Below are 24,286 nucleotides of genomic sequence, written 5' to 3' on the forward strand. Positions count from 1 at the left end.
CCATGGCATTAAAAGGTTTTCAACGGTTTTTCTTGGGGCTCGCAATGACAATTGCGTTATCGGCGATGGCGCGAGCCGAAACGATCAGTCTCGTCGGCTTCGGCGACAGCCTGATGGCGGGTTATCAGCTGCCACCCGAGGATGCCTTCCCGGCTCGGCTTGAAAAGGCGCTGAAGGAAAAGGGTCTCGACGTCGCGGTGGCGAACGCCGGCGTTTCCGGCGACACCAGCTCCGGCGGCCTTGCGCGCATCGACTGGTCGATACCCGACGGCACCAAGGGCGTTATCCTCGAGCTCGGCGCCAACGACGCGCTGCGCGGCATTCCGCCGGAAGAAACCCGCAAGAACATCGAAGCGATGATTGCGCGCCTCAAGGGGCGCGGCATCGCCGTGCTGCTCGCCGGCATGATGGCTCCGCCGAACATGGGCGCCGACTATGCGGCCCGGTTCAATCCGATCTATCCGGAGCTCGCCCAGAAATATGGGCTGGAGCTCTACCCCTTCTTCCTCGACGGCGTGGTCACCGACGCGGCGCTGAAGCTCGAGGACGGCATGCACCCGAACGGCAACGGCGTCGGCACGATGGTCGAAAAGGCGTTGCCCGTGGTCGAGCGTTTCATTGCAACATTGGCAAAGGCGGAGTGAACAAATCATCCACAGTTAAGAGAGTGTTAATATTCGCAAGCGTCAAATAGTAGTTGCCTGCAGACTCGATGCGTGATTCGCTGAGACATCTGCAAGAGATTCGGGGAGCTCGCCATGCCGAGACTATTCACCGCCCTCGAAATTCCGCGCAATGTTGCGATGAGTCTTTCATTGCTGCGCGGAGGTCTTCCCGGAGCTCGCTGGATCGATGTGGAGAACTACCACATCACCTTGCGCTTCATTGGTGACGTCGACTGGCGCACCGCAGACGAGATCATCGACAAGCTTGACCGGATCGAAAGACCGGAGTTCCAGCTGCAGCTGACCGGCACCGGCGCCTTCGGCTCGAAGAAACCGCATTCGGTCTGGGCCGGGGTCAGCAACCATCCGGAAATGTACGCGCTGCAGGCCGAAATCGAACGTATCTGCCAGAGGCTGGGGCTGCCGGCGGATCCACGTAAGTTTACGCCCCATGTCACGCTTGCAAGATTGCGCTCCAGCCGCGTCGAGGATGTCGTCGAGTATCTCTCCGGTCGCGGCAACTTCATGGCATCGCTCTTCACGGTGTCACGCTTCGTGTTGCTGTCGTCGCGCGATTCCGTCGGCGGTGGCCCTTACCTCACCGAAGAGGTATTCCCGCTTCACGAAGCCCGCTCTTCGAGCCTTTCGAGCAACGACGAACATCCGGCTTCCAACATCTGGTAGAGGCGCTCGAACGCTTCGGGTCCGTCATAATAGGGATCAGGCACATCCTGGTCCCGACCCGAGGCGTAGCGCAGGAACAGACCTATCCTGCCTTCAAGACCGGTCGGCGCGAGCTGGCGAAGGGTCCTGACGTTCTCCCCGTCCATGCCGAGGATCAGGTCGAAGGCCTCGAAGTCAGGCTTGCCGACCTTGCGCCCTCGGAGCGCTGAAATGTCGATGCCATGCCGGCGCGCCACCTCGATCGACCGCAGATCGGGAGGATCGCCGATGTGCCATGCACCCGTACCGGCCGAATCGACTGTGATCAGCGACGCCAACCCTCTTCGGGCCGCAAGCTCGCGCAACACGCCTTCGGCAAGCGGTGATCGGCAGATGTTGCCGAGACAAACAAAAAGAAATCGGGCCGGTTTCATGCTATCCATTTCAAGGAGATAAAAGGCAGGCCGACATATACGCGGCCATGCGGCCTGGGAACAGGGATCGGGTTGGGAGGAACAGATGAGGGCGGAGAAACTAGACGAGGCGACAATCGCCGAGCATCTGCACAAGATGGAAGGGTGGGTCCGCGCCGAAGACGGCGCCTCGATCTGGAAGGCCTTTCGTTTCAAGAATTTCGTCGAGGCTTTCGGCTTCATGACCGAAATGGCGATCGTCGCCGAAAAGCTCGACCATCACCCGGAATGGTTCAACGTCTACAACCGCGTCGACGTAACGCTGACAACGCACGACGCCAGCGGCCTCACGGAACTGGACTTCAAGCTGGCCGCCAGAATGGACAAGGCAGCGGCCGGCCGCATGCCGGACCATTTGAAATAGACCAGGCACTTCCCATATTGTGAGCGTTGCAACATCGGAAACGAGGCGATGGACGACGTAAAGATTGGTGAAATTCTCCTGCCCGGTGAAGAATCCGAACAGGAGCGCAGGGAAAAGCGCGTCAAGCGGCGCTTCTGGCCGACCTTTCGCCGCGCCGCCCGCCAGATACCGTTCAGCCGGGAACTCGTGGCCGCCTACTATTGCGCCATCGACCCGAAGACGCCGACGCGCACGCGCGGCATCCTGCTGGCGGCACTTGCCTATTTCGTGCTGCCGATCGACTTCCTTCCCGATTTTCTCGCCGTCGTCGGTTTTTCCGATGACGTTGCGGTTCTGACCGCCGCTTTTGCCGCCATCAGCGGACAAATCAAGGAAGCCCACTACCTCAAGGCCGACGAGACACTCGCCGATAATGCCGAGGAATGACTGCGGCAAATGCGGCCCGTCCGCATGTCCGCCGTATTCCTGCCCAAAAGTCAAACTCTTGCCCGAATCTTTGTGGCATAGACATTTCGGAATGACACGCATCGAATCGGCTTTGTCGAGGTGGGTGTCGTTAGGAATGGCTTGGGCAGAAAACGATCCGGAAGAGCGGTCCGAGGCGCCGTACATTCGACGCCGGAAAAGCGCTCGAAACGGCGCGGACGGAAGATCTACTGATGCCGGCGCGAAGGCCACAAATGCTTCGTTTCGGGGCTGAAACCAGCGGATTTTGGCCCTCGTTGACGGTTTGGTAACCTGAATTAAGTCACAACAAATGAAATCATGACTACGCGTCGCCCGTCTGACCTGTTTCGGGTGATCGAAAAGCAAGAAAAGCGGCAGGACCTCATGTTTGTAAGAAAGATCGCAACCGCAATCGCACTCGTTCTGGCAACCGCCAGCATGGCTGCCGCCCAGTCTCCGACGCGCATCCAGCAGTTCAACGCCTGGGGCGCCTATTCCTACAATTCCGGCGGCGGCAAGGTATGCTATGTCCTGTCGGTCCCGAAGGAAAAGAGCCCGGCCGGCGTCGACCACGGCGACATCTTCTTCCTCGTTTCCCAGCGCCCCGGTCAGAACATCAGCTACGAGCCGCAGGCGATGATGGGCTATCCGCTGCAGGAAAACTCGAAGGTCAACGTCGTCATCGACGGCCGCACCTTCGTGATGTTCACCAAGGGCAACTCCGCCTGGGTCGAGAACGCAGCCGAAGAGCCTGCGCTCGTTGCGGCGATGAAAAACGGCAAGGCAATGTCGGTCAACGCCAAGTCCCGCAAGGGTACCACGACAACCTACGCCTATTCGCTGTCCGGCATTTCGGCGGCACTGAAGCAGATCGAAGCCTGCAAGTAAGCTTTCGCCTCTGTGGCAAAGTGAAGGCCGGCGCCTGACGCCGGCCTTTTTGCATTCAGGATTGACCCCTGCGCGTGACTCCCAGCCAAAACAATGCTAAAGCCCCGGCAAATTAAGAGCCCCGCGCCCCAATGGCCGCGCTTGAAGGCTCGACCGATTTCAATTCGAGCATCAGGACAATCTCCGGACCCCTTCTCCGGACGGGCGTTTTCTGTACGACAGGACACCAGAGCATGGCAGCCACTGAAATCTTGAACCGGGTGGATACCGTCAAGGCACCGCAGGCGCGCGTCGCACCGCAGGCCGAGAAGCCTTCGCTGATCGGGCTGCTACGCGAGGACATGGCCAAGGCCCTGGTCGAAAACGGCGTCCCCGAGCGTCAGGTAAAGATGCGCGTCAGCCAGCTCTGGCACTGGCTCTATGTGCGCGGCGTTTCAGACTTCGACGAGATGCTGAACGTCTCCAAAGACATGCGCGAGATGCTGAAGCAGCATTTCACCATCGCTCGGCCTGAGATCGTCGAGGAACAGACCTCGGGCGACGGCACCCGCAAGTGGCTGCTGCGCTTTCCCGCCCGCGGCGCCGGCCGCCCGGTCGAGATCGAAACGGTCTACATTCCCGAGGAAGGCCGCGGCACGCTGTGCATTTCCAGCCAGGTCGGCTGCACCCTGACCTGTTCCTTCTGTCACACCGGCACGCAGAAGCTGGTGCGCAACCTGACGGCCGAGGAAATCCTGGCGCAGCTGCTCTTGGCGCGTGACCGGCTCGGCGATTTCCCGGAGCGCGACACGCCCCAGGGCGCGATCGTGCCAGCGGAAGGGCGCAAGATCACCAACATCGTCATGATGGGCATGGGCGAGCCGCTCTACAATTTCGAAGAGGTCAAGACCGCCCTTTTGATCGCCTCCGACGGCGAGGGTCTGTCGCTCTCCAAGCGCCGCATCACGCTTTCAACCTCCGGCATCGTGCCTGAGATCTATCGAACCGGCGACGAGATCGGCGTCATGCTGGCAATCTCGCTGCATGCCGTGCGCGACGATCTGCGCGACATGCTGGTGCCGATCAACAAGAAGTACCCGCTGAAGGAGCTGATGGACGCCTGCCGCGCCTATCCGGGCCTGTCCAATGCGCGCCGCATCACCTTCGAATACGTCATGCTGAAGGACGTCAACGACAGTCTCGAGGACGCCAAGGAACTGGTGAAGCTCCTGAAGGGCGTGCCGGCGAAGATCAACCTCATCCCGTTCAATCCCTGGCCGGGCACCAACTACCAGTGTTCCGATTGGGAGCAGATCGAGAAGTTTGCCGACTTCATCAACCAGGCCGGCTACGCCTCGCCGATCCGCACGCCGCGCGGCCGCGACATCCTTGCCGCCTGCGGCCAGCTGAAGTCCGAATCCGAGCGCATGCGCAAGGTCGACCGGCTTGCCTTCGAAGCGATGATGATTGCCAATCACGGCGAGGACTGAGGCGGCGGCAAGAAACGCGACGCGGCTTCCCGCTCGCGTCTCAAGCTTCATGCATCAAAAGGCGATCATGACGGCCTCGGATTGTGTCGATCCGCAGCGCTTCAACCGCGGTCATGTCGTGATCGATGAAGAACATTGATGGGTGATGCAGTTCCTATCGATTGATTTCATTGTCCCGGTTTCCTAAGAAAGCGGGCAATCAATCCAGGAGGACACCCATGCGCTCACTTCTCATCGCCCTTGCCGCCACGGTGGCATTTACCCTGCCTGCACGCGCCGATGAGGTGACCGTCGCCGTAACCGCGATCGTCGAACACCCGGCTCTCGATGCTGCGCGCGACGGCGTGAAGGACGCGCTGAAAGCGGCCGGCTACAAGGAAGGCGAAAACCTCAAGTTCCTCTATGAATCGGCCCAGGGTAACCCGGCGACAGCCGCACAGATTGCCCGCCAGTTCGCCGGCGAAGCGCCTGATGTCATCGTTCCGATCTCCACCCCGTCGGCCCAGGCCGTCGTTTCCTCGACGCGCGACATTCCCGTGGTCTTCACCGCCGTTTCCGATCCGGTCGGCGCACAGCTGGTCAAGGACATGGACAAGCCGGGCGGCAACGTCACCGGTCTTTCCGACATGTCTCCGGTTGCCGAGCACGTCGCGCTGATCAAGGAAATCCTGCCGAACGCCAAGTCGATCGGCTACGTCTACAACTCCGGCGAAGCCAACTCCGTATCGCTTTTGGCAGTGCTGAAGGCGGAAGCCGAAAAGGCCGGCCTGACGGTGGTCGAATCCGCTGCAACGAAGTCGGCCGAAGTTCAGGGTGCTGCCCGCGCACTCGTCGGCCGTGCCGACGCGATCTACGTCCCGACCGACAATACGATCATCTCCGCCCTCGAAGGTGCCGTTGCCGTGGCTGAGGAAGCCAAGCTGCCGCTGTTCACCGCCGACACGGATTCGGTTGCGCGCGGTTCGCTCGCTGCCCTCGGCTTCAACTACTACGACGTCGGCAAGCAGACCGGCGAAGTCGTCGTTCGCATCCTCAAGGGCGAAAACCCGGGTGATATCGCCGTCAAGGTTGCCGCCGGTTCCGACCTGGTGATCAACAAGAAGGCCGCTGAAAAGATGGGCGTCACCCTTCCGGAAAGCGTCGTCAAGCGCGCCACACGCGTTGTCGAATAAGGCTTTGAGCCTTTTCAGGTTCAAGTTTGTTGCGTTTTTGCCGCCCTCGTTCCATACGAGGGCGGTTCGTTATTGGAGCGTCGCGTTTCCCTTGGGAGCCGCAGGCCCGCTCTGACAGTTTGAAGCTGCGCCGACGCCGGATCTCAGGCGTCATGCGCCAACCGGGGATGCCGCGCGGATATAAAAAGTTTAAGGCGCGCGGCAGGACAAAAAGAGGGTCGGGGGTTTGAGTCAAATCGCTTTCTGGGGAGCCGTCGAGCTCGGGCTGGTCTACGCCTTTGTCGCCGTCGGCGTCTTTCTCGCATTCCGGGTTCTCGATTTTCCTGACCTGACGGTCGACGGTTCGTTCCCGCTGGGCGCCGCGGTGACCGCGGTACTGATCATCGCCGGCGTCAACCCCTGGATCGCCGCCTGTGTCGCGATGGTGGCCGGTGCTGCCGCCGGCATCGTCACGGCGATGCTCAATGTGCGCTTCAAGATCCTCAACCTTTTGGCCTCGATCCTGACGATGATCGCGCTGTTCTCGGTCAATCTGCGCGTCATGGGCAAGCCCAACGTCGCGCTGATCAATGCCGACACCATGCTCTCGCCGTTCTTCGGCCTTGGATTGCGCGAGTTCTACGTCCGTCCGTTGTTCATCGGCATCCTCGTGCTCGTCGCCGTCATCGCCGTCTGGCGCTTCCTCGAAAGCGACGCGGGCCTTGCGATGCGGGCAACCGGCGCCAATGCGCGCATGGCCCGGGCGCAAGGGGTCGACACCAACCGGCAGATCTATCTCGGCATGGCGATCTCCAACGCGCTGGTCGCCTTCGGCGGCGCCCTCTTTGCCCAGACCAACGGCTTTGCCGACGTCACCTCGGGCGTCGGCACCATCGTCGTCGGTCTTGCGGCCGTCATTATCGGTGAGACGCTGCTCGGCGCCCGCGGCATCCTGATCGCACTGATCGGCTGCGTGCTCGGCTCGATCCTCTATCGCATCGCCATCCAGCTGGCACTGTCGACCGACATGCTCGGGCTGCAGGCCTCCGATCTCAATTTCGTCACCGCCGTGCTTGTCACCTTTGCCCTCATCCTTCCCCGTCTTCGTCGCGGAGGTGCGGCATGATCAGCGTCAAGAACATCCAGGTTATCTTCGGCAAGGGAACGCCGCTGCAGAAGCAGGCGCTGAACGGCGTCGACCTGACGATCGAACAGGGTTCCTTCGTCACCGTCATCGGCTCCAACGGCGCCGGCAAGTCGACGCTGCTCGGCGTTCTCGCCGGCGACGTGCTGCCGAGTGCCGGCCAGGTGACCATCGGCAAGACCGATGTGACGCGCAAGGGCACGGCCGCCCGCGCCGGCCTTGTTGCCCGCGTGTTTCAGGACCCGCTGACCGGGAGCTGCGGCGCCCTGTCGATCGAGGAAAACCTGGCCCTCGCCGCCAAGCGTGGCGAGAAGCGTGGGCTGATGGCAGCACTTGGCCCGAAGCGCCGCGAGCATTTCCGCGAGCGCATCGCCGAACTCAATCTCGGCCTCGAAAACCGCATGGGCGACCGCATGGACCTGCTTTCGGGCGGCCAGCGTCAGGCTGTTTCGCTGGTGATGGCGACGCTGGCCGGCTCCGAAGTCCTGCTGCTCGACGAACATACCGCCGCCCTCGACCCGGGGATGGCCGAGTTCGTCATGAACCTGACGCAGAAGATCGTTTCCGAGCGCAAGCTGACGACGATGATGGTTACCCACTCGATGCGCCAGGCGCTCGACTACGGCCACCGCACGGTCATGCTGCATGGCGGCGAGATCGTGCTCGACGTTGCCGGCGACAGCCGCAAGGAATTGCAGGTCGAGGACCTCATCGCCATGTTCCGCCGTATCCGCGGCCAGACGCTCGACGACGACGCATTGCTGATCGGTTGATACTGTCGCTTGCGGGCCTATCCGAGCTTGCCCCTCATCTGCCTGCCGGCATCTTCTCCCCGTTGAAACGGGGAGAAGAGACGAAACGGCACCGCTCGGTCTCTGACAAACCATCATCTCGTTCAGGAGTTCGCCGTTGTCGCCCAACGGTGCGGCAAGCGTTCTTCTCCCCGCAAGCGGGGAGAAGATGCCGACAGGCAGATGAGGGGCTAAACCCTCCGAAGATGGCTTACCGAGCCGTCGTCATGAAGATCTTCACCGCAAAGACAGAGAAGACGCCTGCAAAGCTGTAGTCGAGCGCCCGCATGAAACCCTTGTTGCGCTGCAGCCAGGAGGACAGCCAGTCGGCGGTAAACACCACCAGCATGTTCACCGGCATGCCGATGACGATGAACAGCCCGCCGAGGAAGAGAAGTTTGCCCGTCACCAACGCATCGTTGGCGCTGACGAACTGCGGCAGGAAGGTCATGAAGAAGATGATGACCTTGGGGTTGAGCAGGTTCACCCAGAAGCCCGACGAGACGTTGGAAAGAGCCGTGCCGCCGGCGCCGTCGACCTTCTTGACCGAGAGCGTCGATCCGTGCCGGATGGCCTGGACGGCAAGCCAGAGCAGATAGGCCGCCCCACCGGTCTTCAGCACCATGAACGCCGTCGGCGAAGCCGTGATCAGTGCCGAGATGCCGAAGGCGACCAACAGGGTGTGAACGACGATGCCGAAGCTCGTCCCGAGTACCACGAAGAGGGCGGACTTCTTGCCTTGCGACAGCGCACGGCTGATCGAAAGCGTCATGTCAGGCCCCGGCGTTGCCGCAAGCAGAAGCGTGGCGGCAGCAAAGCCGAACAGCGTTGGCAGGCCGGGAAGGAAGTCCATATGCGCGATCCCTGGGAGACTCGGTCGCCCCCCTCTATTCCGGTGGATCGGCTTTTGCTAGCGGATTCGGCCGTTGCAGCGTTCTTCCGCTTGTATCCAAGCGTGTTCTGGATAAAGTGCCGCAGAATTTCCAAGGCGGCACGCCGCCCCAAGACCAGACGGACGGAAACCATGGCATCGCATAAAGACGTGAAAAAGGTCGTTCTCGCCTATTCGGGCGGTCTCGACACCTCGATCATCCTGAAGTGGCTGCAGACCGAACTCGGCGCCGAAGTGGTGACGTTTACGGCCGACCTTGGCCAGGGCGAAGAACTCGAGCCGGCGCGCAAGAAGGCCGAGATGCTCGGCATCAAGGAAATCTACATCGAGGATGTGCGCGAAGAGTTCGTCAGGGATTTCGTCTTCCCGATGTTCCGCGCCAACGCCGTCTATGAGGGCGTCTATCTGCTCGGCACCTCCATCGCCCGGCCGCTGATTTCCAAACACCTGATCGACATCGCCAAGAAGACCGGCGCTGACGCGATCGCGCACGGCGCCACCGGCAAGGGCAACGACCAGGTTCGCTTCGAGCTGTCGGCTTACGCGCTCAACCCCGACATCAAGATCATCGCGCCATGGCGCGACTGGTCGTTCAAGAGCCGCACCGACCTGCTCGAATTCGCCGAGAAGCACCAGATCCCGGTCGCCAAGGACAAGAAGGGCGAGGCTCCCTTCTCCGTCGACGCCAACCTGCTGCACTCCTCGTCCGAGGGCAAGGTTCTGGAAGATCCGGCGCAGGAAGCACCGGAATACGTGCACATGCGCACGATCTCGCCGGAAGCGGCTCCCGACAAGGCGACCGTCATCAAGATCGGTTTCGAGCGCGGCGATGCCGTCTCGATCAACGGCGTACGCCTTTCGCCGGCAACGCTGCTCGCCCAGCTCAACGACTATGGACGCGACAACGGCATCGGCCGGCTCGACCTCGTCGAAAACCGCTTCGTCGGCATGAAGTCGCGCGGCGTCTACGAGACCCCCGGCGGCACGATCCTGCTCTCCGCCCACCGCGCGATCGAATCGATCACGCTCGACCGTGGCGCCGCCCACCTCAAGGACGAGTTGATGCCGCGCTACGCCGAGCTGATCTATTACGGTTTCTGGTTCTCGCCGGAGCGCGAGATGCTGCAGGCGGCGATCGACAAGAGCCAGGAGCACGTCGAAGGCGAAGTGACGTTGAAGCTCTACAAGGGCAACGTCATGGTCACCGGCCGCGAAAGCCCGAAGTCGCTCTATTCCGACAAGCTGGTCACCTTCGAGGACGACCAGGGCGCCTACGACCAGAAGGATGCAGCCGGCTTCATCAAGCTCAACGCACTGCGCCTGCGCACGCTGGCTGCGCGCAACCGTTAAACGACAGGCGCCTGACAAGACAAAGCCTCCGCGACCCCGTCGCGGAAGCTTTTTCATGCGCCCTATACCAACCTGCGCTGATATTATTCGGCCGCTTCCGGCAGGGGTTGCTTGCCATCGGTGGCAGCGGCCAATGGCTTCAGGCGAACCGTCCGGCGGTACCAGAGGTAGCTGAGCACGCAGAGAAGGCCGAAGCTCGGAATGATCGTTCCGAGCGCCAGCACCGGCACGCCGACCACCGCCGCCAATGCGCCGCCGAGAAGACCGGCGCCCATCTGGATGAAACCCATCATCGCCGATGCCGTGCCGGCGATGTGCGGGAAAGGCGCCATGGCCGCCGTCATCATATAGGGCATGACGAAGGCGATGCCGAAGGCGTAGACGCCGACCGGCGCCATCACCGACAGGAAGCTCGGCTCGAGCGTGTGCATCGTGTAGGCGAGCGCCACGCTGCCGATGGCGATGAAACAGAGACCGGCCGGCACCAGCGCCTGCGGCGTGAACCGCCGCATCAGGAGCCGCACCGTGACCGTGCCCGAGAAGAAGAAGCCGGATTGCATCAGCATGCCGACCCCGAATTCGGTCGGCGTCAGCCCGACCGTACCGATCAGAACGAAGGGCAGCATCGTCGCCTGGGCGTAGAGCGCGCCGACGGCACCGGCAATCACGATGGTCGACGAGACGAAGCGGCTGTCGGTGAGAAGCTCGCGATAGGCGGCGAGGATCGGGCGCAGGTGGCCCTTGGCCGGATCGGGCGTCGCGGTTTCGGCCATGAAGAACTGCACGCTGACACAGGCCATCAGTGCAAAGCCGACCATCAGGAAGAAGATCGACTGCCAGCCGAAGAGGCCAAGCGCCAGGCCGCCGAGCGTCGGCGACACCGCCGGACCGATGGCCAGCATCATGCCGATCATGTTCATGATCCGCGCCGCCTGAAGGCCGGTGAACTGGTCGCGCACGATGGCGCGCGCCACCGTCATGCCGACGGAGGCGCCGATGCCCTGCACCAGGCGGCCGGCAAGCAGAACCGCGACCGAAGGGGCAAAGGCGGCCATCAGGCTGCCGGCCAGATAGATGGCCATGAAGATCAGCGTCGTGCGCCTGCGGCCGATGACATCGGACAATGTACCAGAAACCAGCTGCGCGAAGGCGAAGCCGGCGAAATAGAGCGACAGCGTCATCTTGATTGCCGCCTCGCTGGAGGAAAAGGCGCGGACAAGTTCCGGCATTGCCGGCGTGTAGAGCGCCATGGAAACGGGGCCGAGCGCCACCAGGAAGGCGCCGATGATACTGGTGCGCCGTTCGCTCATGCGGCGCGTCATTGTCTTGCACCCTTCTCCTTGCCGGCCACGCAGGGGTCGAGGCGCCGCAGGTTCTCGCGCAGGATGCGCAGGTTGGCGGAGAGCATCTCGCGCGTCGCCTCGTCGAGCCCTTCCGTATAGGCATTCATCATCTCGCGCAGCCCCGCCATCAGCTCGGCCAGCAGCGGGTCGGCCTTGTCGGTGATGACGACGTTCTTGGCGCGGCGATCGGCCGGATCAGGCAAACGGGCAACCAGCTCCATCGCCTCCAGCCGGTCGAGATAGGCCGACAGCGTCATCGGCTCGATGCCCATGCGCGTGGCGATTTCCGCCTGTTTGATGCCTTCCGTCAGCGCCACCTGGATGAGCGTACGGGCCTCGCCCGGCGTGATGCCGAGATCCATCGCGTTGACCTTGCGGTCGAAGGCGCCGCGCAGCAGGCGGGAGACATCGGTCAGCAACATGCCGATGGTTTCGGATTCGAGTTTTGTCGGCATCAGGATCGTTCACAAGAGATATAATAAGCTTTCCTTATCATACTCCTTGGTGACTTTCAACGCGGGAGCCGCCTAGGCTCAGCCCTCGAGCTCCTCGCGCAGCATCTCCAGTTCCAGCCATTCCTCTTCCATGCGTGCGAGATCGCCGCGAAGCTTCTCCAGCTCCTGCGCCAGTTTCGCAAACGTGTTCGGATCCTTCGCAAAGAGGTTGGGATCGGCCATCCTCTCCTCGCGCATGGCAGCTTCCGCCTCAGCCTTGGCGATCTCCTTCGGCAGATTCTCGAGCGCGAACTTCTGCTTGTAGGACAGCTTGCCCTTGGCCTTCGGCGTCTCGGCTGCAGGGGCTGCGACGTCAGCAACCCTCGCCTTTTCCGCCTTCTCCGACTTGCGCCGCTCTTCAATGGCGCCCTTGCGCTGCGCCATCATGTCGGTGTAGCCGCCGGCATACTCGATCCAGCGGCCGTCAGGCGCCTCCGGATTGGCAGGCGCGATGGTCGAGCTCACCGTGCGGTCGAGGAAGTCGCGGTCGTGGCTGACAAGGATGACGGTTCCGGCAAAGCCGGCGACGACCTCCTGAAGCAAGTCCAGCGTCTCGATATCGAGATCGTTGGTCGGCTCGTCGAGGATCAGGAGATTGGTGGCGCGGGCAAGAATGCGCGCCAGCATCAGCCGGGCACGCTCACCGCCAGACAGCTCACGGATGGGCGTGCGGGCCTGCTCCGGCTGGAACAGGAAGTCCTTCATGTAGCCGGTGACATGACGCTGCTCGCCGTTGACGATCAGGCTCTCGCCCCTTCCATCGGTCAGGTAGTGGGCCAGCGTATCCTCGAGATTGAGATCCTCGCGCTTCTGGTCGAGCGTCGCCATCTCAAGATTGGTGCCGAGCTTCACCGTGCCCGTATCCGGCTCGATCTGCCCGGTCAGCATCTTCAACAGCGTGGTCTTGCCGGCACCGTTCGGGCCGACAAGGCCGAGCCGGTCGCCGCGGTGCACGCGAATGGAGAACGGCGCGACGATCGTCCGCTCGCCGTAGGCCTTGGTGATCTTCTCCGCCTCGATGACCAGCTTGCCCGATTCCTTGGCGTCGGAAGCCGTCGCCTGAACAGAGCCCTGCGGCCCCTTGTGGCCGCGATGACGCGAGCGCATGTCCTGCAATTCGCCGAGACGGCGCATGTTGCGCTTGCGCCTGGCGGTGACGCCGTAGCGCAGCCAGTGTTCCTCGCGCTCGATCGCCTTGCCGAGCTTGTGCTGTTCCAGTTCCTCCGCCTCCAGCACCTCGTCGCGCCAAGCCTCGAAATGGCCGAAGCCGCGGTCGAGCCGGCGCGACTGGCCACGATCGAGCCAGACGGTCGCGGTCGATACCTTTTCGAGGAAGCGTCGGTCGTGCGAGATCAGAACCAGGGCGGAGCGGCTCCTGGTCAGCTCGTCTTCGAGCCATTCGATCGTCGGCAGGTCGAGATGGTTGGTCGGCTCGTCGAGCAGGAGGATATCCGGCTCCGGCGCCATCACCCGGGCAAGTGCTGCACGGCGCGCCTCGCCGCCGGACAGGCGCGCCGGGTCTTCTTCGCCGGTCAGGCCCAGATGCTGCAGCAGATAGGCGACCCGGTAAGGGTCGTCGCTCGGGCCAAGGCCCGCCTCGGCATAGGCCTGCACTGTGTCGTAGGCGTCGAAATCCGGCGCCTGGGGCAGGTAACGAACCGTCGCCGAAGGGTGGCGGAATATTTCGCCGGATTGCGCTTCGGCAAGACCGGCGGCGATCTTCATCAGCGTCGATTTGCCGGAACCGTTGCGCCCGACAAGGCAGATGCGATCCCCCGGCTCCACCTGCAGGTTGGCGCCGGCCAGAAGCGGCGTGCCACCGAAGGTCAGGAAGATATCGTCGAGTTTCAGAATGGGAGGCGCCAAGGCTCAGGCTCCGGAAAGGTCATAGGGGCGGGCGAGAACGATCGCCCGGCCAGTGTCGAGGGAAATGCGAAGGGGACCCTCCGCGACATTGGAAACGGTGCGGGAGGACCCGAACGGCACCGTGAAATCGGTAAGCGGATAGCGCGCACCGACGATCGAAAGGCCGAAGAGATCGGTCAACCCGAGGATCGAGAACAGGCTGCCCTTCGGCAGATCGATTTCGATCTCGCCTGCCAGCAGCGGATAGGCCTCCTCCTCGCCCGAGGTCATGAACACCGGCAACCCACGCTCGGCCAGCGAAATGGCCTGAAGCAGGTGCAGGAATGCATGGTCGCTGCGCGTGCCGCCAAGTGCCCCGGCAAAGATCAGCGCTTCCGCGCCACGCGAAAGTGCCGCCTCGACGGCGATTTCGCCATCAGTCGCAGCCTTGGCGGCAGGATAGGGCTCACGCGGGACGCTGGCAAACTCCGTGAGCAGCGTCTCCTCGGTCGAATCGAAATCGCCCACCCAGACGTCGGGGATCACGGACAGGGTCCGCGCATGCCGCATGCCGCCATCGGCGGCAACAAAGCGGCTGCCTGCGAGCTGGCGCGCAACGCGCTCGGTGGGGGTAAGCGCACCGCCGAGCAGAATGGTGAAGGTGGATCGGGCCATGGCAAAGCCCATAGCGCAAAGGCACGGGCAAGGAAAAGCAAGAAAACCGAACGAAGGGGCGATCCGGCGATTTTGCGCCGCCGTCGCCAGTGATCTTTAGTCATTTTCAGTGTTCGTCGGGCAAGGGATCCGGAAACAGCATCTCCGCATAGATGCCGGGCGTGGAATCGGGGATCTCTATGGCGCCCACCGCGCGCCGGTAGAATTCGGCAGGGCCGACGCCGCCGATGATGGCGTAACCATACAGCGCCGCGCGTCAAATATGACGCGCAAAGGACGCTGTAACGCTTTATACCTGCTGCATAATTCCTTAAATCGACTCCGATTTAAGGAATTATGCAGTAGCCCGCATTGCGCATCGCCGTCAGGCTCTCGCGCAAGAGCGCCTCGCCGATCCCTCGCCCGCGCATGGCCTCATCGACACCGGTCGGCCCGAAGAAGCCGAGCGCGGTGACATCGTGGCAGGCAAAGCCGACGATGCGATCCTGAAACACCGCGATGTGCATGCGTGTCGGCGTCGAGGCGAAGGCGGCCTCCGCCTCGCCCGCCCAGCCGGAGCCGAACGTCTGCTCGATCCAGGGAACGACGCGCCTGCGTTCGGGCGCCATCGCGCGGTGAATGCCGATGCCGTCCGCAAGCGGCGATCTGGGCTGTGCCGGCAGGGCATAAAGGCGAACGAGCATGTCTGTCATCGCAGACTCCTTCCGCGTCCGGGTCTCATGTCTCTACGGACGAATTTACCCCATGCGCCGCCGGCGCGAAAACGCGGGGCGCATGCTTTCTCCGTCCCCAAACTTCGCTTGCCATCAAACCGGCTCGGCGGTAAATCTCTACCCGCTCTAACGGGGTGCCTTCCGACCGCATGGCGGCCGAAGGCTGAGAGGCGTTGAACGCCAACCCGCGGAACCTGATCCGGCTCATACCGGCGGAGGGATTAGACGCGATCGGATCGATACGCCCTTTTCCCATGCAACATCATTATTAGGGAGAGGTGCCTGCCATGTCCAGTTCATCGCAACTGAAGTTCCTTAGCCGGCTAGCGCTTGCCGCGACTGCGAGCCTTGTGTTCGCGGCCAATGCCGTCGCTGCGGAAAAGACGCTGACCGTCTACACCTATGAAAGCTTCATCACCGAATGGGGCCCGGGTGCCAAGGTCGCTGAAGCCTTTGAAAAGACCTGCGAATGCAAGGTCACCTATGTCGGCGTCGCCGATGGCGTCGAGTTGCTGACCCGCCTCAAGCTCGAAGGCGCGGCCTCCAAGGCCGACATCGTGCTCGGCCTCGACACCAATCTCGTCGCCGAGGCCAAGGCCACCGGCTTCTTCGCGCCGCACGGTATCGAAGCAGCAGGCGTCAAGGTGCCCGGCAACTTCTCCGACGACACCTTCCTCCCCTATGACTACGGCCATTTCGCCGTCGTCTATGATAGCCAGGTTTTGAAGACGCCGCCGAAGAGCCTCAAGGATCTGGTCGAGGGCGACCCGTCGCAGAAGATCGTCATCGAGGATCCGCGCACCTCGACGCCGGGTCTCGGTCTGCTTCTGTGGGTCAAGGCCGTCTATGGCGATGAGGCGGGTGCCGCCTGGGCCAAGCTCAAGGGCCGTGTGCTGACCGTGACGCCGGGCTGGTCGGAAGCCTATGGCCTGTTCACCAAGGGCGAGGCGCCGATGGTGCTCTCCTATACGACGTCGCCCGCCTACCACATGGTGGCGGAAAACACCGATCGCTACCAGGCAGCCGCCTTTTCGGAAGGTCACTACATCCAGATCGAAGTCGCCGGCATGACCAAGAGCGCCAAGGAGCCGGAGCTTGCCAAGCAATTTCTCGCCTTCATGACCGGTCCGGAGTTCCAGTCAATCATTCCGACCACCAACTGGATGATGCCGGTCGCAGCGACCAAGGAACCCCTGCCCGACGCTTTCGGCAAGCTGGTCAATCCGGAGAAGACCTTCCTGCTGCCGTCGGAAGAGGTCGCGGCAAACCGCAAGGCCTGGATCGACGAATGGCTCGCCGCCATGAGCAAGAACTGAGACCCGTTTGTTCGCGCCGGCCGAAAACAGGATCACCATCACCGCCGGGGCCGTGGGCCTCGGCGGTATCCTGCTTTTTGTCGGCCTCGCAATTGCAGCGCTTCTGCTCCAGAGCGGAGATTTTGGCAACGGCGTCCTGTTCGATGCCTATATCTGGCGGGTGACGCGCTTCACCTTGCTGCAGGCGAGCCTTTCGACGCTGCTTTCGGTTGCTCTGGCCATTCCGGTCGCGCGGGCACTCGCGCGCCGGACCGCCTTTCCCGGCCGCGTCTGGGTGCTACGGATCATGGCCCTGCCGCTCGGTCTGCCGGTGCTGGTCGGCGCACTCGGGCTGATCGAGATCTGGGGCCGGCAGGGCGTGCTCAACACCGCCCTTGCAGAGCTCGGGCTGCAGCAGCCCGTGAGCATCTATGGCCTCTTCGGCATCCTGCTTGCCCATGTCTTCTTCAACATGCCGCTTGTCGCGCGCCTTTTCCTCGCCGGCCTTGAGCGGATACCCTCGGAATATTGGAGAACCGCCGCCAATCTGGGCATGCCGCCCGGCGCACTCTTCCGCTTTGTCGAATGGCCGGTCCTTCGTGGATTGTTGCCGGGGGCAGCCGGGCTCGTCTTCATGCTCTGCGCCACCAGCTTCACCCTCGTGCTGACGCTCGGCGGCGGGCCTGCCGCCAGCACCATCGAGGTCGCGATCTACCAGGCGCTGCGCTTCGATTTCGATCCACCCCGGGCGATCGCTCTGTCCGCCCTGCAGATCGTCATGACCGGAGCCCTGCTCCTGGCACTGGCCCGTGTCGCGACCGAACCCGCGCAAAGCGCGACCACAGGCCGTGCCTCCAGACGCTACGATGCACGAACCGGCCTCTCCCGTGCATCCGATGCCGGCTGGATCCTGTTCTCGCTGCTCTTTATCGGGGCGCCGCTGATGGCCGTCCTCGGCTCGGGCCTGCGTGCGGACCTGGTGAAGCTTGCGGGCGACCCGAGCGTGCATCGTGCCCTCATCACCAGCATCGTCATCGCCGTCCTCTCGGCACTCCTTTGCGTCGGCGTTGCCGCCGCGATGATCCGCGCCGCAGGTACTGTTGTGGCGCGTCGCCACGCCCCGACCTTGGCCAGGGCTTTTGCCAGCACTGTCACCGCCAGCACCTCGCTGGTGCTGCTAGTGCCGCCGGTCGTGCTTGGGGCGGGATGGTTCCTGCTTCTGCGCCCCTTTGGCGATGTCGCGCGTTTCGCCCCGGCCATCGTCGTCGCCATCAACGCGCTGATGGCGCTGCCCTTCGTGCACCGGATCCTGGCCCCGGCGATGGCAACGCATGCCGCCCGCACCGACCGGCTGACCGCGAGCCTTGGCATCCATGGCTTGCATCGCCTGCGATGGATCGACCTGCCGCCGCTCAGGAAACCCTTGCTGATGGCGTTCTCCTTCGCCATGGCGCTGTCGCTCGGCGACCTTGGTGCCGTGGCGCTGTTCGGTTCGCAGGACATGGTCACGCTTCCGTGGCTGCTCTACAGCCGGATGGGCAGTTATCGCACCACGGATGCAGCCGGACTGGCGCTCTTCTTGGGCCTGCTCTGCCTGATCTTCACCATGCTCGGCACGGCCGGCGACAGGCGCTTGCCGGAAGGACGAAAGACATGAATTCCCAGGCGGCCGTGGAGCTCGTTGGCGTCGATATCCGTTACGACACCACGGCGCTTCATTTCGATTGCACCATCGAGCCAGGCGGCATCGTCGCGGTTGCCGGCGCGTCCGGATCCGGAAAGTCGACGCTGTTTCACGTCATCGCCGGCTTCGAGGAGCCGGACCGGGGAGAGGTTCGCATTCTCGGCAAGACGATGGCAGGCCGGGCGCCGGCAGAACGGCCCGTTTCCGTGGTCTTTCAGGACAACAACCTGTTTGCGCATCTCGACGTCGCCACCAATGTCGGCTTCGGTATCAGCTCCTCGCTTCGCCTGTCGGTCGCTGATCGCGCACGAATAGACGACGCCCTTGACCGCGTAGGGCTCGACGGTTTCGGCACGCGCCTGCCACCGACGTTGTCCGGCGGCGAACGCCAGCGTGTGGCACTGGCGCGCGCCCTGGTGCGGCACCGCCCACTGCTGCTGCTGGATGAACCTTTTGCCGCACTCGATCCCGGCATGAGGGCCGGCATGCGCGCATTGCTGCAAGACCTGCATGATGAGGAGAACAACACGATCCTGATGATCACGCACCATCCCGATGACGTGAGGGCACTGGCCGATAGCGTGCTTTTTCTGGACCAGGGGCGTATCATCGCCCATGACCCGGTCGAGCGCTTTCTCGAACGACGCGACGTGGCGGCCATCAACCGCTTTCTCGGCAACGAGTGATGCGGCGTGGAATCTTACCACCTGCAGCACTTCGCCACAATTTGACCGCCGCGCCATGCGACGCGCGGATTATCCGGCCGGCGCAACGCGAATATTCGCGCATCCGTTGCTGTGATACCACGGGGCAACTATTTCTACCGGGGTAAACTAGGCAGGTGGCGCTGAAATCAGATACAGCAAGACTCGGGCTGGAATACTCACGCCGGATCGGACGTATCCGGCTGAAAAAGTAAGACTTTCAACGCCGCCGCAGCGCCTATGGCTGGCCGGCGTTGGACGGGAAACGGGCTGAGGCATGGAAAGTCATACAGTCAGAAACGACCGGTTCCCGCCCAAACGCGGACGCATCCGGACACGTGCTGTGGTTGCATTGCTTGCGACGGCGCTGCTTTCCGCCTGCCAGTCGGTGATCGAGCAGACCTACGAGCCGACCGTATCACCGTCCTCCAATCCGCAGATCGTCGATGAAGTCCAGAAGAACGACCCCCGTGCCCAGCTCGGCGCGCGCGAACACCCGCGCATCGTCGCCAGTTACGGTGGCGAGTACAAGGACGCAAAGACGGAGCGGCTGGTGGCGCGCATCGCCGGTGCGCTGACGGCCGTCTCGGAGAACCCGCAGCAGTCCTACCGCATCACCATCCTCAATTCCCCGGCGATCAACGCCTTTGCGCTGCCCGGCGGCTATCTCTACGTCACCCGCGGCCTGCTGGCGCTTGCCAATGACGCGTCCGAGGTTGCGGCCGTGCTGTCGCACGAAATGGCGCACGTCACCGCCAACCATGGCATCGAGCGCCAGCAACGCGAGGAAGCGGAAGTCATCGCCAGCCGTGTCGTCTCCGAGGTGCTTTCCTCGGATCTCGCCGGCAAGCAGGCACTGGCGCGCGGCAAGCTGCGTCTGGCCGCCTTCTCCCGCAACCAGGAGCTCCAGGCCGACGTCATCGGCGTGCGCATGCTCGGCGAAGCCGGCTACGACCCCTATGCAGCGGCGCGCTTCCTCGATTCCATGGCCGCCTATAGCCGCTTCTCGGCGGTTGATCCGGAAGCCGACCAGAGCCTCGACTTCCTGTCGAGCCACCCGAACGCCCCGCAACGCGTCGATCTCGCGCGCCGGCACGCGCGTGCGTTTGGCGCCGAAGGCACCAGCGGCGACCGCGGTCGCGACTATTATCTCGCCGGCATCGATGGGCTGCTCTATGGCGACAGCCCACAGGAAGGCTATGTCCGCGGCCAGACCTTCATGCACGGCCAGCTCGGCATCCGGTTCGACGTGCCGACCGGCTTCCAGATCGACAACAAGGCGGAAGCGGTTCTGGCAACGGGGCCCGGCGACGTGGCGATCCGCTTCGACGGCATCGCCGATACGGCCCGCAAGAGCCTGACGGATTACATCGCCAGCGGCTGGGTGACCGGCCTGCAGCCCGACACCATCCGCCCGACCAGCGTCAACGGCCTTGAGGCCGCGACCGCACGCGCCTCCGCCGATCGCTGGGATTTCGACGTCACCGTCGTGCGCATCGACAACCGCATCTACCGATTCCTGACCGCCGTTCCAAAGGGATCGCGCACGCTGGAGCCGACGGCCAACCAGCTGCGCGCGTCGTTCCGCAAGATGACACCAGTCGAAGCACAGTCGCTGAAGCCGCTGCGCATCCGCGTCGCCGTCGTCAAGCCCGGAGAGACGATTGCCACGCTGTCGGCCCGGATGATGGGTACCGACCGCAAGCTCGATCTGTTCCGGCTGATCAACGCCATGCAGGTCACCTCAACCATCAAGCCGGGCGACCGGGTCAAGATCATTTCCGAGTAAACGCCCAACGGCGCCGCGCGTCTTATCAGACGCGCAAAGGTCGCTGTAGCACTTTGAATTGCTGCATGTTTTTGTCCATAAATCGGGTAGGACTTAAGGAAACATGCGGTAGTCCGATGCCGTCTTGCACCAACCTGCGCTGATATTATGTCTTTGCATCGAAGATGCGAATGCGTTTGCCGTCCATTGAGCACGTTGACGCGTTCCGTCCTCGGCCCGCTTGCGCAACCACGCCGACGCTTGCTCCCCGTCCGTTGACGGAAGATCGCTTTGCACTTCTCCTGGAAATGCCTCAGTGCGCCATGGATGTCAGTGCCGGGGCCTTGGTGGCGAGTGCAGCCCGCAGCTTTTCGAGCGCGCGCGTCTCGATCTGGCGGACCCGCTCCTTGGAGATGCCGAGGTCGAGCCCCAGCTCCTCCAGCGTTGCACCTTCCTCCGACAGACGTCGCGCGCGGATAATCCTCATCTCGCGCTCGGTCAGTGCACCCATGGCGTCACGGAGCCAGATGCGGGCACGCTCGCCGTCGATCATGTCGCTCACCTGTTCGTCAGGGAGCGGCGCATCGCTTGCGAGGAAGTCGAGCCGCTCTCCACCATCGGAATCCGCGCCGCCCACCGGTGCCTGCAGCGAGGTGTCGCTGCCCGACAGGCGCGCATCCATGGTCTGGACGTCGGCAATGCTGACCCCGAGGGCAGCCGCAATTTCCTCATGCATAGCCTGCGATGTCAGTTGGCGGTCGCCTTGTGCAAGCCGCGCGCGCAGTCGGCGAAGATTGAAGAACAGCGCCTTCTGGGCCGAGCTGGTGCCGCCGCGAACGATCGACCAGTTGCGCAGCACATAGTCCTGCATCGAGGCGCGGATCCACCATGTCGCGTAGGTCGAGAAGCGCACCTCACGGCTGGGCTCGAAGCGTGCGGCGGCCTCAAGCAGGCCTATATGCCCCTCCTGGACGAGATCGCCCATCGGCAGGCCGAAATTGCGGAACTTTGCCGCCATGGAAATGACCAGCCGCATATGCGACATGGCGATCTTGTTGCGGGCATCCTGATCGTGATCGTTTCGCCAGGCCTTTGCCAATGCATGCTCTTCTTCACGCTCGAGATAAGGCGCCTCCATCGCAATCTTGATCATGCGCCTGTCTGCTGTGAGAGTCCTCATCGATCGCTCCATGGCGGGCGCCTGGACGCCGCTAACGGGTGAAGTCCAAGGGCCGGACGGAGGAACCCGACCGGCGCCGGCGGCGGCTGGTGCGACGACACCGAAGCTTGAAGAAACGGTGCGGCGCCCTACTTCCAAACTACGAAGCTGAATTCTGACAGAAGATCACAGGACCCAGATCGCCCCGGCAGGAAAGCGGCGCATCCCTGCCGGCCTTGATAAATGCGCTTCCGCGCAAAAAGTTCCCTCGCCCGGACGAGAAAGCTCAAAACAAGCACGCTCAAAACGAGAAAGCCCGGCGCGATGGCCGGGCTTGGTCTTGTCGTGATGGGGAAGGACTGGCGCTCTTTAAGCTGCCTCGTCCTGGGCGTCGTCTTCTTCGATTGCCTTCCCGCGCTTCGGGCCCTTGTTGAGATTGGCTTCGACCAGGCGAACGGCCTCGGTCTCGGACATCTTGTTCACGGCCGCGATTTCGCGCGCCATGCGGTCGAGGGCAGCTTCATAGAGCTGGCGTTCGGAATAGGACTGTTCCGGCTGGTTTTCTGCGCGGTAGAGGTCGCGCACCACTTCTGCGATCGAGATCAGATCGCCGGAATTGATCTTGGCATCGTATTCCTGTGCGCGGCGCGACCACATGGTCCGCTTCACGCGAGCCTTGCCCTGCACAACCTTCAACGCGCGATCGACGAAATCGGTCTCCGAGAGCTTGCGCATGCCGATGCTGACGGCCTTGGCGACCGGCACCTTCAGACGCATCTTGTCCTTTTCGAAATCGATGACAAAAAGCTCAAGCTTCATGCCGGCAACTTCCTGCTCCTCGATAGCAACGATCTGTCCGACGCCATGGGCCGGATAGACAATCGATTCACCGGTCTTGAAGCCGTGGCGTGTCGAAGATTTTTTCTGCTGGGTCGTCATTCGTTTCAAAAACTCCCTGTTTCGCACCCGGCCATTCTTGGCCGGGGCCGGGTCAGTGAGGCCCGGGATAGACGGGGATACCGCCGGGTGGGTCCATCCTGGTCCGTCCAAAGGAACGCAAACGGTCCCATCAAACGCGGTCACAATAGAGAAACGCAACGGTGCGTATCTGGAAAAGCCGCGCTGTGGAGATCGTTTGCTTTCGTGAGGTTTTCGGGCGCGCAAAAACACCCTCTGTGGATCAGTAGAAGGACCCTATCACAAAAAACTGCGGAAATCAATAATTTGCTGCATGGCAGCCATCAAGCCGCCATTCTCGCAGTTGCGAGGGCGGAGCCTGATTTTCCCCAGATTTGACGCTGGGGTCACTATCGTTTCGTCAGCCTCGGCGAACGGACCGGAACCGAACGCCTCAGTCGCCCTGACCAGGTTCGGCAGAGAAGTACTTCTCGTACTTGCCTTCGACCCCGTCCATTTCCTTGGCTTCCGGCATCGCGTCGCGCTTGATGGTGACATTCGGCCACTTGGTGGCAAAATCAGCGTTCACTTTCAACCACATATCAAGGCCCGGCTCGGTATCGGGCTTGATCGCCTCGGCAGGACATTCCGGCTCGCAGACGCCGCAATCGATGCATTCGTCGGGATGAATGACGAGAAAATTCTCGCCTTCGTAGAAGCAGTCCACCGGGCAGACTTCAACGCAATCCATGTACTTGCAGCGAATGCAATTGTCGGTCACGACATACGTCATGAGGTACTCCAGCCAAGGCTCACGTTTGATGGCGGACGGCAATCAATGGTGATGCTCATGTCCGCGCATGCTAGGAATGTCCGGCGCGCATAGCTGCCGAAGCAAGACCGATGCACCCAACGTGGGTTGTCAGGTAAAGGCTTTATGGACCCTTTGCAAGAATATTCAATGCGCGAAACGCCGCGCTGAAGGCAGAGTTTTCTAATCGTCGAGCGGATTGAAACCGGGCTTCAGCCGGTCGGTTTCGCGCCGCTCTTTCTTGGTGGGGCGCCCGGCTCCGGGCTCGCGCGTCGCCAGGTCGAAGGCCGACAGTTTTTCCCGCGGTTCCGTCGGCGTCAGGTCCTCGTAGAGCAGCCGCGCCTCCTCGTAAGGACCGCGCCGCTCGCCGGGCAAAAGCACCCGCACGATCACGTCGCGCCGCTCGAGCGACAAGGCGAGCACATCGCCAACCTTCACCTGGAAGGAGGATTGTTTGACCCGCTCGTCATTGACAGCGACATGCCCCGCCTCGATCGCCTTTTGGGCGAGCGAGCGGGACTTCAACAGGCGCGTGAAGAACAGCCATTTGTCGAGACGCTGGCGCGATGCCGGGTTGGACGTTGACTGTTTCTCCATGGCG

24 protein-coding genes, 1 pseudogene and 1 riboswitch are annotated in these 24,286 nt (G+C 62.6%); of the genes and pseudogenes, 14 read left to right on the forward strand and 11 right to left on the reverse strand.

The genetic code is table 11. The annotated features are described in order from the left end of the window. Window positions 1-2: 2 nt before the first annotated feature. Together BC360_RS06970 and thpR are read left to right on the forward strand one after the other, a co-directional pair. Window positions 3-644, forward strand: coding sequence for an arylesterase (locus BC360_RS06970; protein WP_065794691.1), 642 nt, complete (start codon window positions 3-5; stop codon window positions 642-644). Between the two features lie 114 nt (window positions 645-758). Next, window positions 759-1,349, forward strand: coding sequence for an RNA 2',3'-cyclic phosphodiesterase (gene thpR, locus BC360_RS06975; protein ID WP_065780452.1), 591 nt, complete (start codon window positions 759-761; stop codon window positions 1,347-1,349). Here the strand turns inward: thpR and BC360_RS06980 are convergent. Further along, complete coding sequence (locus tag BC360_RS06980; protein ID WP_065794692.1) at window positions 1,286-1,762, reverse strand: low molecular weight protein-tyrosine-phosphatase; 477 nt, start codon at window positions 1,760-1,762, stop codon at window positions 1,286-1,288. The genes thpR and BC360_RS06980 overlap by 64 nt on opposite strands. An 85-nt stretch (window positions 1,763-1,847) precedes the next feature. Between BC360_RS06980 and BC360_RS06985 the strand changes: the two genes are divergently transcribed. The 7 genes from BC360_RS06985 (at window position 1,848) to BC360_RS07015 (ending at window position 8,037) form a co-directional block, all read left to right on the forward strand. Next, entirely contained in the window at window positions 1,848-2,165 is a 318-nt protein-coding gene (locus BC360_RS06985) for a 4a-hydroxytetrahydrobiopterin dehydratase (protein WP_065794693.1), read from the forward strand. 48 nt (window positions 2,166-2,213) lie between these two features. After that, the gene (locus tag BC360_RS06990; RefSeq protein ID WP_065780441.1) at window positions 2,214-2,591 is read left to right on the forward strand and encodes a YkvA family protein; all 378 of its coding nucleotides are present in this window, start codon (window positions 2,214-2,216) and stop codon (window positions 2,589-2,591) included. Between the two features lie 405 nt (window positions 2,592-2,996). Continuing rightward, window positions 2,997-3,500 (forward strand): invasion associated locus B family protein, encoded by a 504-nt coding sequence (locus BC360_RS06995; protein ID WP_065780809.1) that lies wholly within the window; start codon window positions 2,997-2,999, stop codon window positions 3,498-3,500. Between the two features lie 233 nt (window positions 3,501-3,733). Next, entirely contained in the window at window positions 3,734-4,969 is a 1,236-nt protein-coding gene (gene rlmN, locus BC360_RS07000) for a 23S rRNA (adenine(2503)-C(2))-methyltransferase RlmN (RefSeq protein WP_065794745.1), read from the forward strand. Window positions 4,970-5,187: 218 nt separating this feature from the next. Beyond that, window positions 5,188-6,141, forward strand: a complete 954-nt coding sequence (locus BC360_RS07005) for an ABC transporter substrate-binding protein (RefSeq protein WP_065794694.1) — start codon at window positions 5,188-5,190, stop codon at window positions 6,139-6,141. A 226-nt stretch (window positions 6,142-6,367) separates the two neighbouring features. Further along, a complete protein-coding gene (locus BC360_RS07010; protein ID WP_065794695.1) occupies window positions 6,368-7,246 on the forward strand; it encodes an ABC transporter permease in 879 nt (292 codons plus the stop codon). Beyond that, window positions 7,243-8,037 (forward strand): ABC transporter ATP-binding protein, encoded by a 795-nt coding sequence (locus BC360_RS07015; protein WP_065780424.1) that lies wholly within the window; start codon window positions 7,243-7,245, stop codon window positions 8,035-8,037. The genes BC360_RS07010 and BC360_RS07015 overlap by 4 nt, the downstream gene beginning before the upstream one ends. Window positions 8,038-8,266: 229 nt before the next feature. Here BC360_RS07015 and BC360_RS07020 read toward each other — a convergent pair whose 3' ends face one another. Next, window positions 8,267-8,908 carry a LysE family translocator gene (locus tag BC360_RS07020; RefSeq protein ID WP_065794696.1) on the reverse strand — a complete coding sequence of 214 codons (642 nt, stop codon included), beginning with the start codon at window positions 8,906-8,908 and terminating at the stop codon, window positions 8,267-8,269. Between the two features lie 171 nt (window positions 8,909-9,079). Here BC360_RS07020 and BC360_RS07025 point away from each other — a divergent pair, with 171 nt between their 5' ends. Next, complete coding sequence (locus BC360_RS07025; RefSeq protein WP_065780415.1) at window positions 9,080-10,297, forward strand: argininosuccinate synthase; 1,218 nt, start codon at window positions 9,080-9,082, stop codon at window positions 10,295-10,297. A gap of 83 nt (window positions 10,298-10,380) precedes the next feature. Here BC360_RS07025 and BC360_RS07030 read toward each other — a convergent pair whose 3' ends face one another. The 5 genes and pseudogenes from BC360_RS07030 to BC360_RS07050 all read right to left on the reverse strand — a co-directional run bounded on the left by BC360_RS07030 (window position 10,381) and on the right by BC360_RS07050 (window position 15,346). Then, the gene (locus tag BC360_RS07030; RefSeq protein WP_065794697.1) at window positions 10,381-11,619 is read right to left on the reverse strand and encodes a multidrug effflux MFS transporter; all 1,239 of its coding nucleotides are present in this window, start codon (window positions 11,617-11,619) and stop codon (window positions 10,381-10,383) included. Continuing rightward, on the reverse strand, window positions 11,616-12,095 hold the full coding sequence (locus BC360_RS07035; protein ID WP_065794698.1) for a MarR family winged helix-turn-helix transcriptional regulator: 480 nt from the start codon (window positions 12,093-12,095) through the stop codon (window positions 11,616-11,618). Before BC360_RS07035 ends, BC360_RS07030 begins: the two co-directional genes overlap by 4 nt. 78 nt (window positions 12,096-12,173) lie before the next feature. Then, the gene (locus tag BC360_RS07040) at window positions 12,174-14,000 is read right to left on the reverse strand and encodes an ABC-F family ATP-binding cassette domain-containing protein (RefSeq protein WP_065794699.1); all 1,827 of its coding nucleotides are present in this window, start codon (window positions 13,998-14,000) and stop codon (window positions 12,174-12,176) included. A gap of 3 nt (window positions 14,001-14,003) precedes the next feature. Then, the gene (locus BC360_RS07045) at window positions 14,004-14,654 is read right to left on the reverse strand and encodes a thiamine diphosphokinase (protein ID WP_065794746.1); all 651 of its coding nucleotides are present in this window, start codon (window positions 14,652-14,654) and stop codon (window positions 14,004-14,006) included. Window positions 14,655-14,760: 106 nt separating this feature from the next. After that, a pseudogene (locus BC360_RS07050) lies at window positions 14,761-15,346 on the reverse strand (GNAT family N-acetyltransferase). Window positions 15,347-15,487: 141 nt separating this feature from the next. Continuing rightward, window positions 15,488-15,605: riboswitch (TPP riboswitch) on the forward strand. Window positions 15,606-15,654: 49 nt separating this feature from the next. Between BC360_RS07050 and thiB the strand changes: the two are divergent. The 4 genes from thiB to BC360_RS07070 all read left to right on the forward strand — a co-directional run bounded on the left by thiB (window position 15,655) and on the right by BC360_RS07070 (window position 20,839). Further along, entirely contained in the window at window positions 15,655-16,683 is a 1,029-nt protein-coding gene (gene thiB, locus BC360_RS07055) for a thiamine ABC transporter substrate binding subunit (protein ID WP_065794700.1), read from the forward strand. Window positions 16,684-16,714: 31 nt separating this feature from the next. Beyond that, complete coding sequence (gene thiP, locus BC360_RS07060; protein ID WP_065794747.1) at window positions 16,715-18,319, forward strand: thiamine/thiamine pyrophosphate ABC transporter permease ThiP; 1,605 nt, start codon at window positions 16,715-16,717, stop codon at window positions 18,317-18,319. Then, window positions 18,316-19,032 (forward strand): ATP-binding cassette domain-containing protein, encoded by a 717-nt coding sequence (locus tag BC360_RS07065; protein ID WP_065794701.1) that lies wholly within the window; start codon window positions 18,316-18,318, stop codon window positions 19,030-19,032. Before thiP ends, BC360_RS07065 begins: the two co-directional genes overlap by 4 nt. 295 nt (window positions 19,033-19,327) lie before the next feature. After that, entirely contained in the window at window positions 19,328-20,839 is a 1,512-nt protein-coding gene (locus BC360_RS07070; RefSeq protein ID WP_065780396.1) for a M48 family metalloprotease, read from the forward strand. Between the two features lie 292 nt (window positions 20,840-21,131). Here the strand turns inward: BC360_RS07070 and BC360_RS07075 are convergent, their stop codons facing one another. The 4 genes from BC360_RS07075 to BC360_RS07090 all read right to left on the reverse strand — a co-directional run bounded on the left by BC360_RS07075 (window position 21,132) and on the right by BC360_RS07090 (window position 24,282). Further along, window positions 21,132-21,998, reverse strand: a complete 867-nt coding sequence (locus BC360_RS07075; protein WP_053251667.1) for an RNA polymerase factor sigma-32 — start codon at window positions 21,996-21,998, stop codon at window positions 21,132-21,134. Between the two features lie 348 nt (window positions 21,999-22,346). Beyond that, complete coding sequence (locus tag BC360_RS07080; protein WP_025425216.1) at window positions 22,347-22,916, reverse strand: CarD family transcriptional regulator; 570 nt, start codon at window positions 22,914-22,916, stop codon at window positions 22,347-22,349. A gap of 412 nt (window positions 22,917-23,328) precedes the next feature. Then, window positions 23,329-23,667 (reverse strand): ferredoxin FdxA, encoded by a 339-nt coding sequence (fdxA, locus tag BC360_RS07085; protein WP_025425217.1) that lies wholly within the window; start codon window positions 23,665-23,667, stop codon window positions 23,329-23,331. 201 nt (window positions 23,668-23,868) lie between these two features. Next, window positions 23,869-24,282: an RNA-binding S4 domain-containing protein gene (locus BC360_RS07090; RefSeq protein WP_065794702.1), complete on the reverse strand. Its 414-nt coding sequence runs from the start codon at window positions 24,280-24,282 to the stop codon at window positions 23,869-23,871. Window positions 24,283-24,286: the final 4 nt, after the last annotated feature.

The sequence above is a fragment of the Ensifer sp. LC163 genome, assembly GCF_001695855.1.
Taxonomy (GTDB): domain Bacteria; phylum Pseudomonadota; class Alphaproteobacteria; order Rhizobiales; family Rhizobiaceae; genus Ensifer.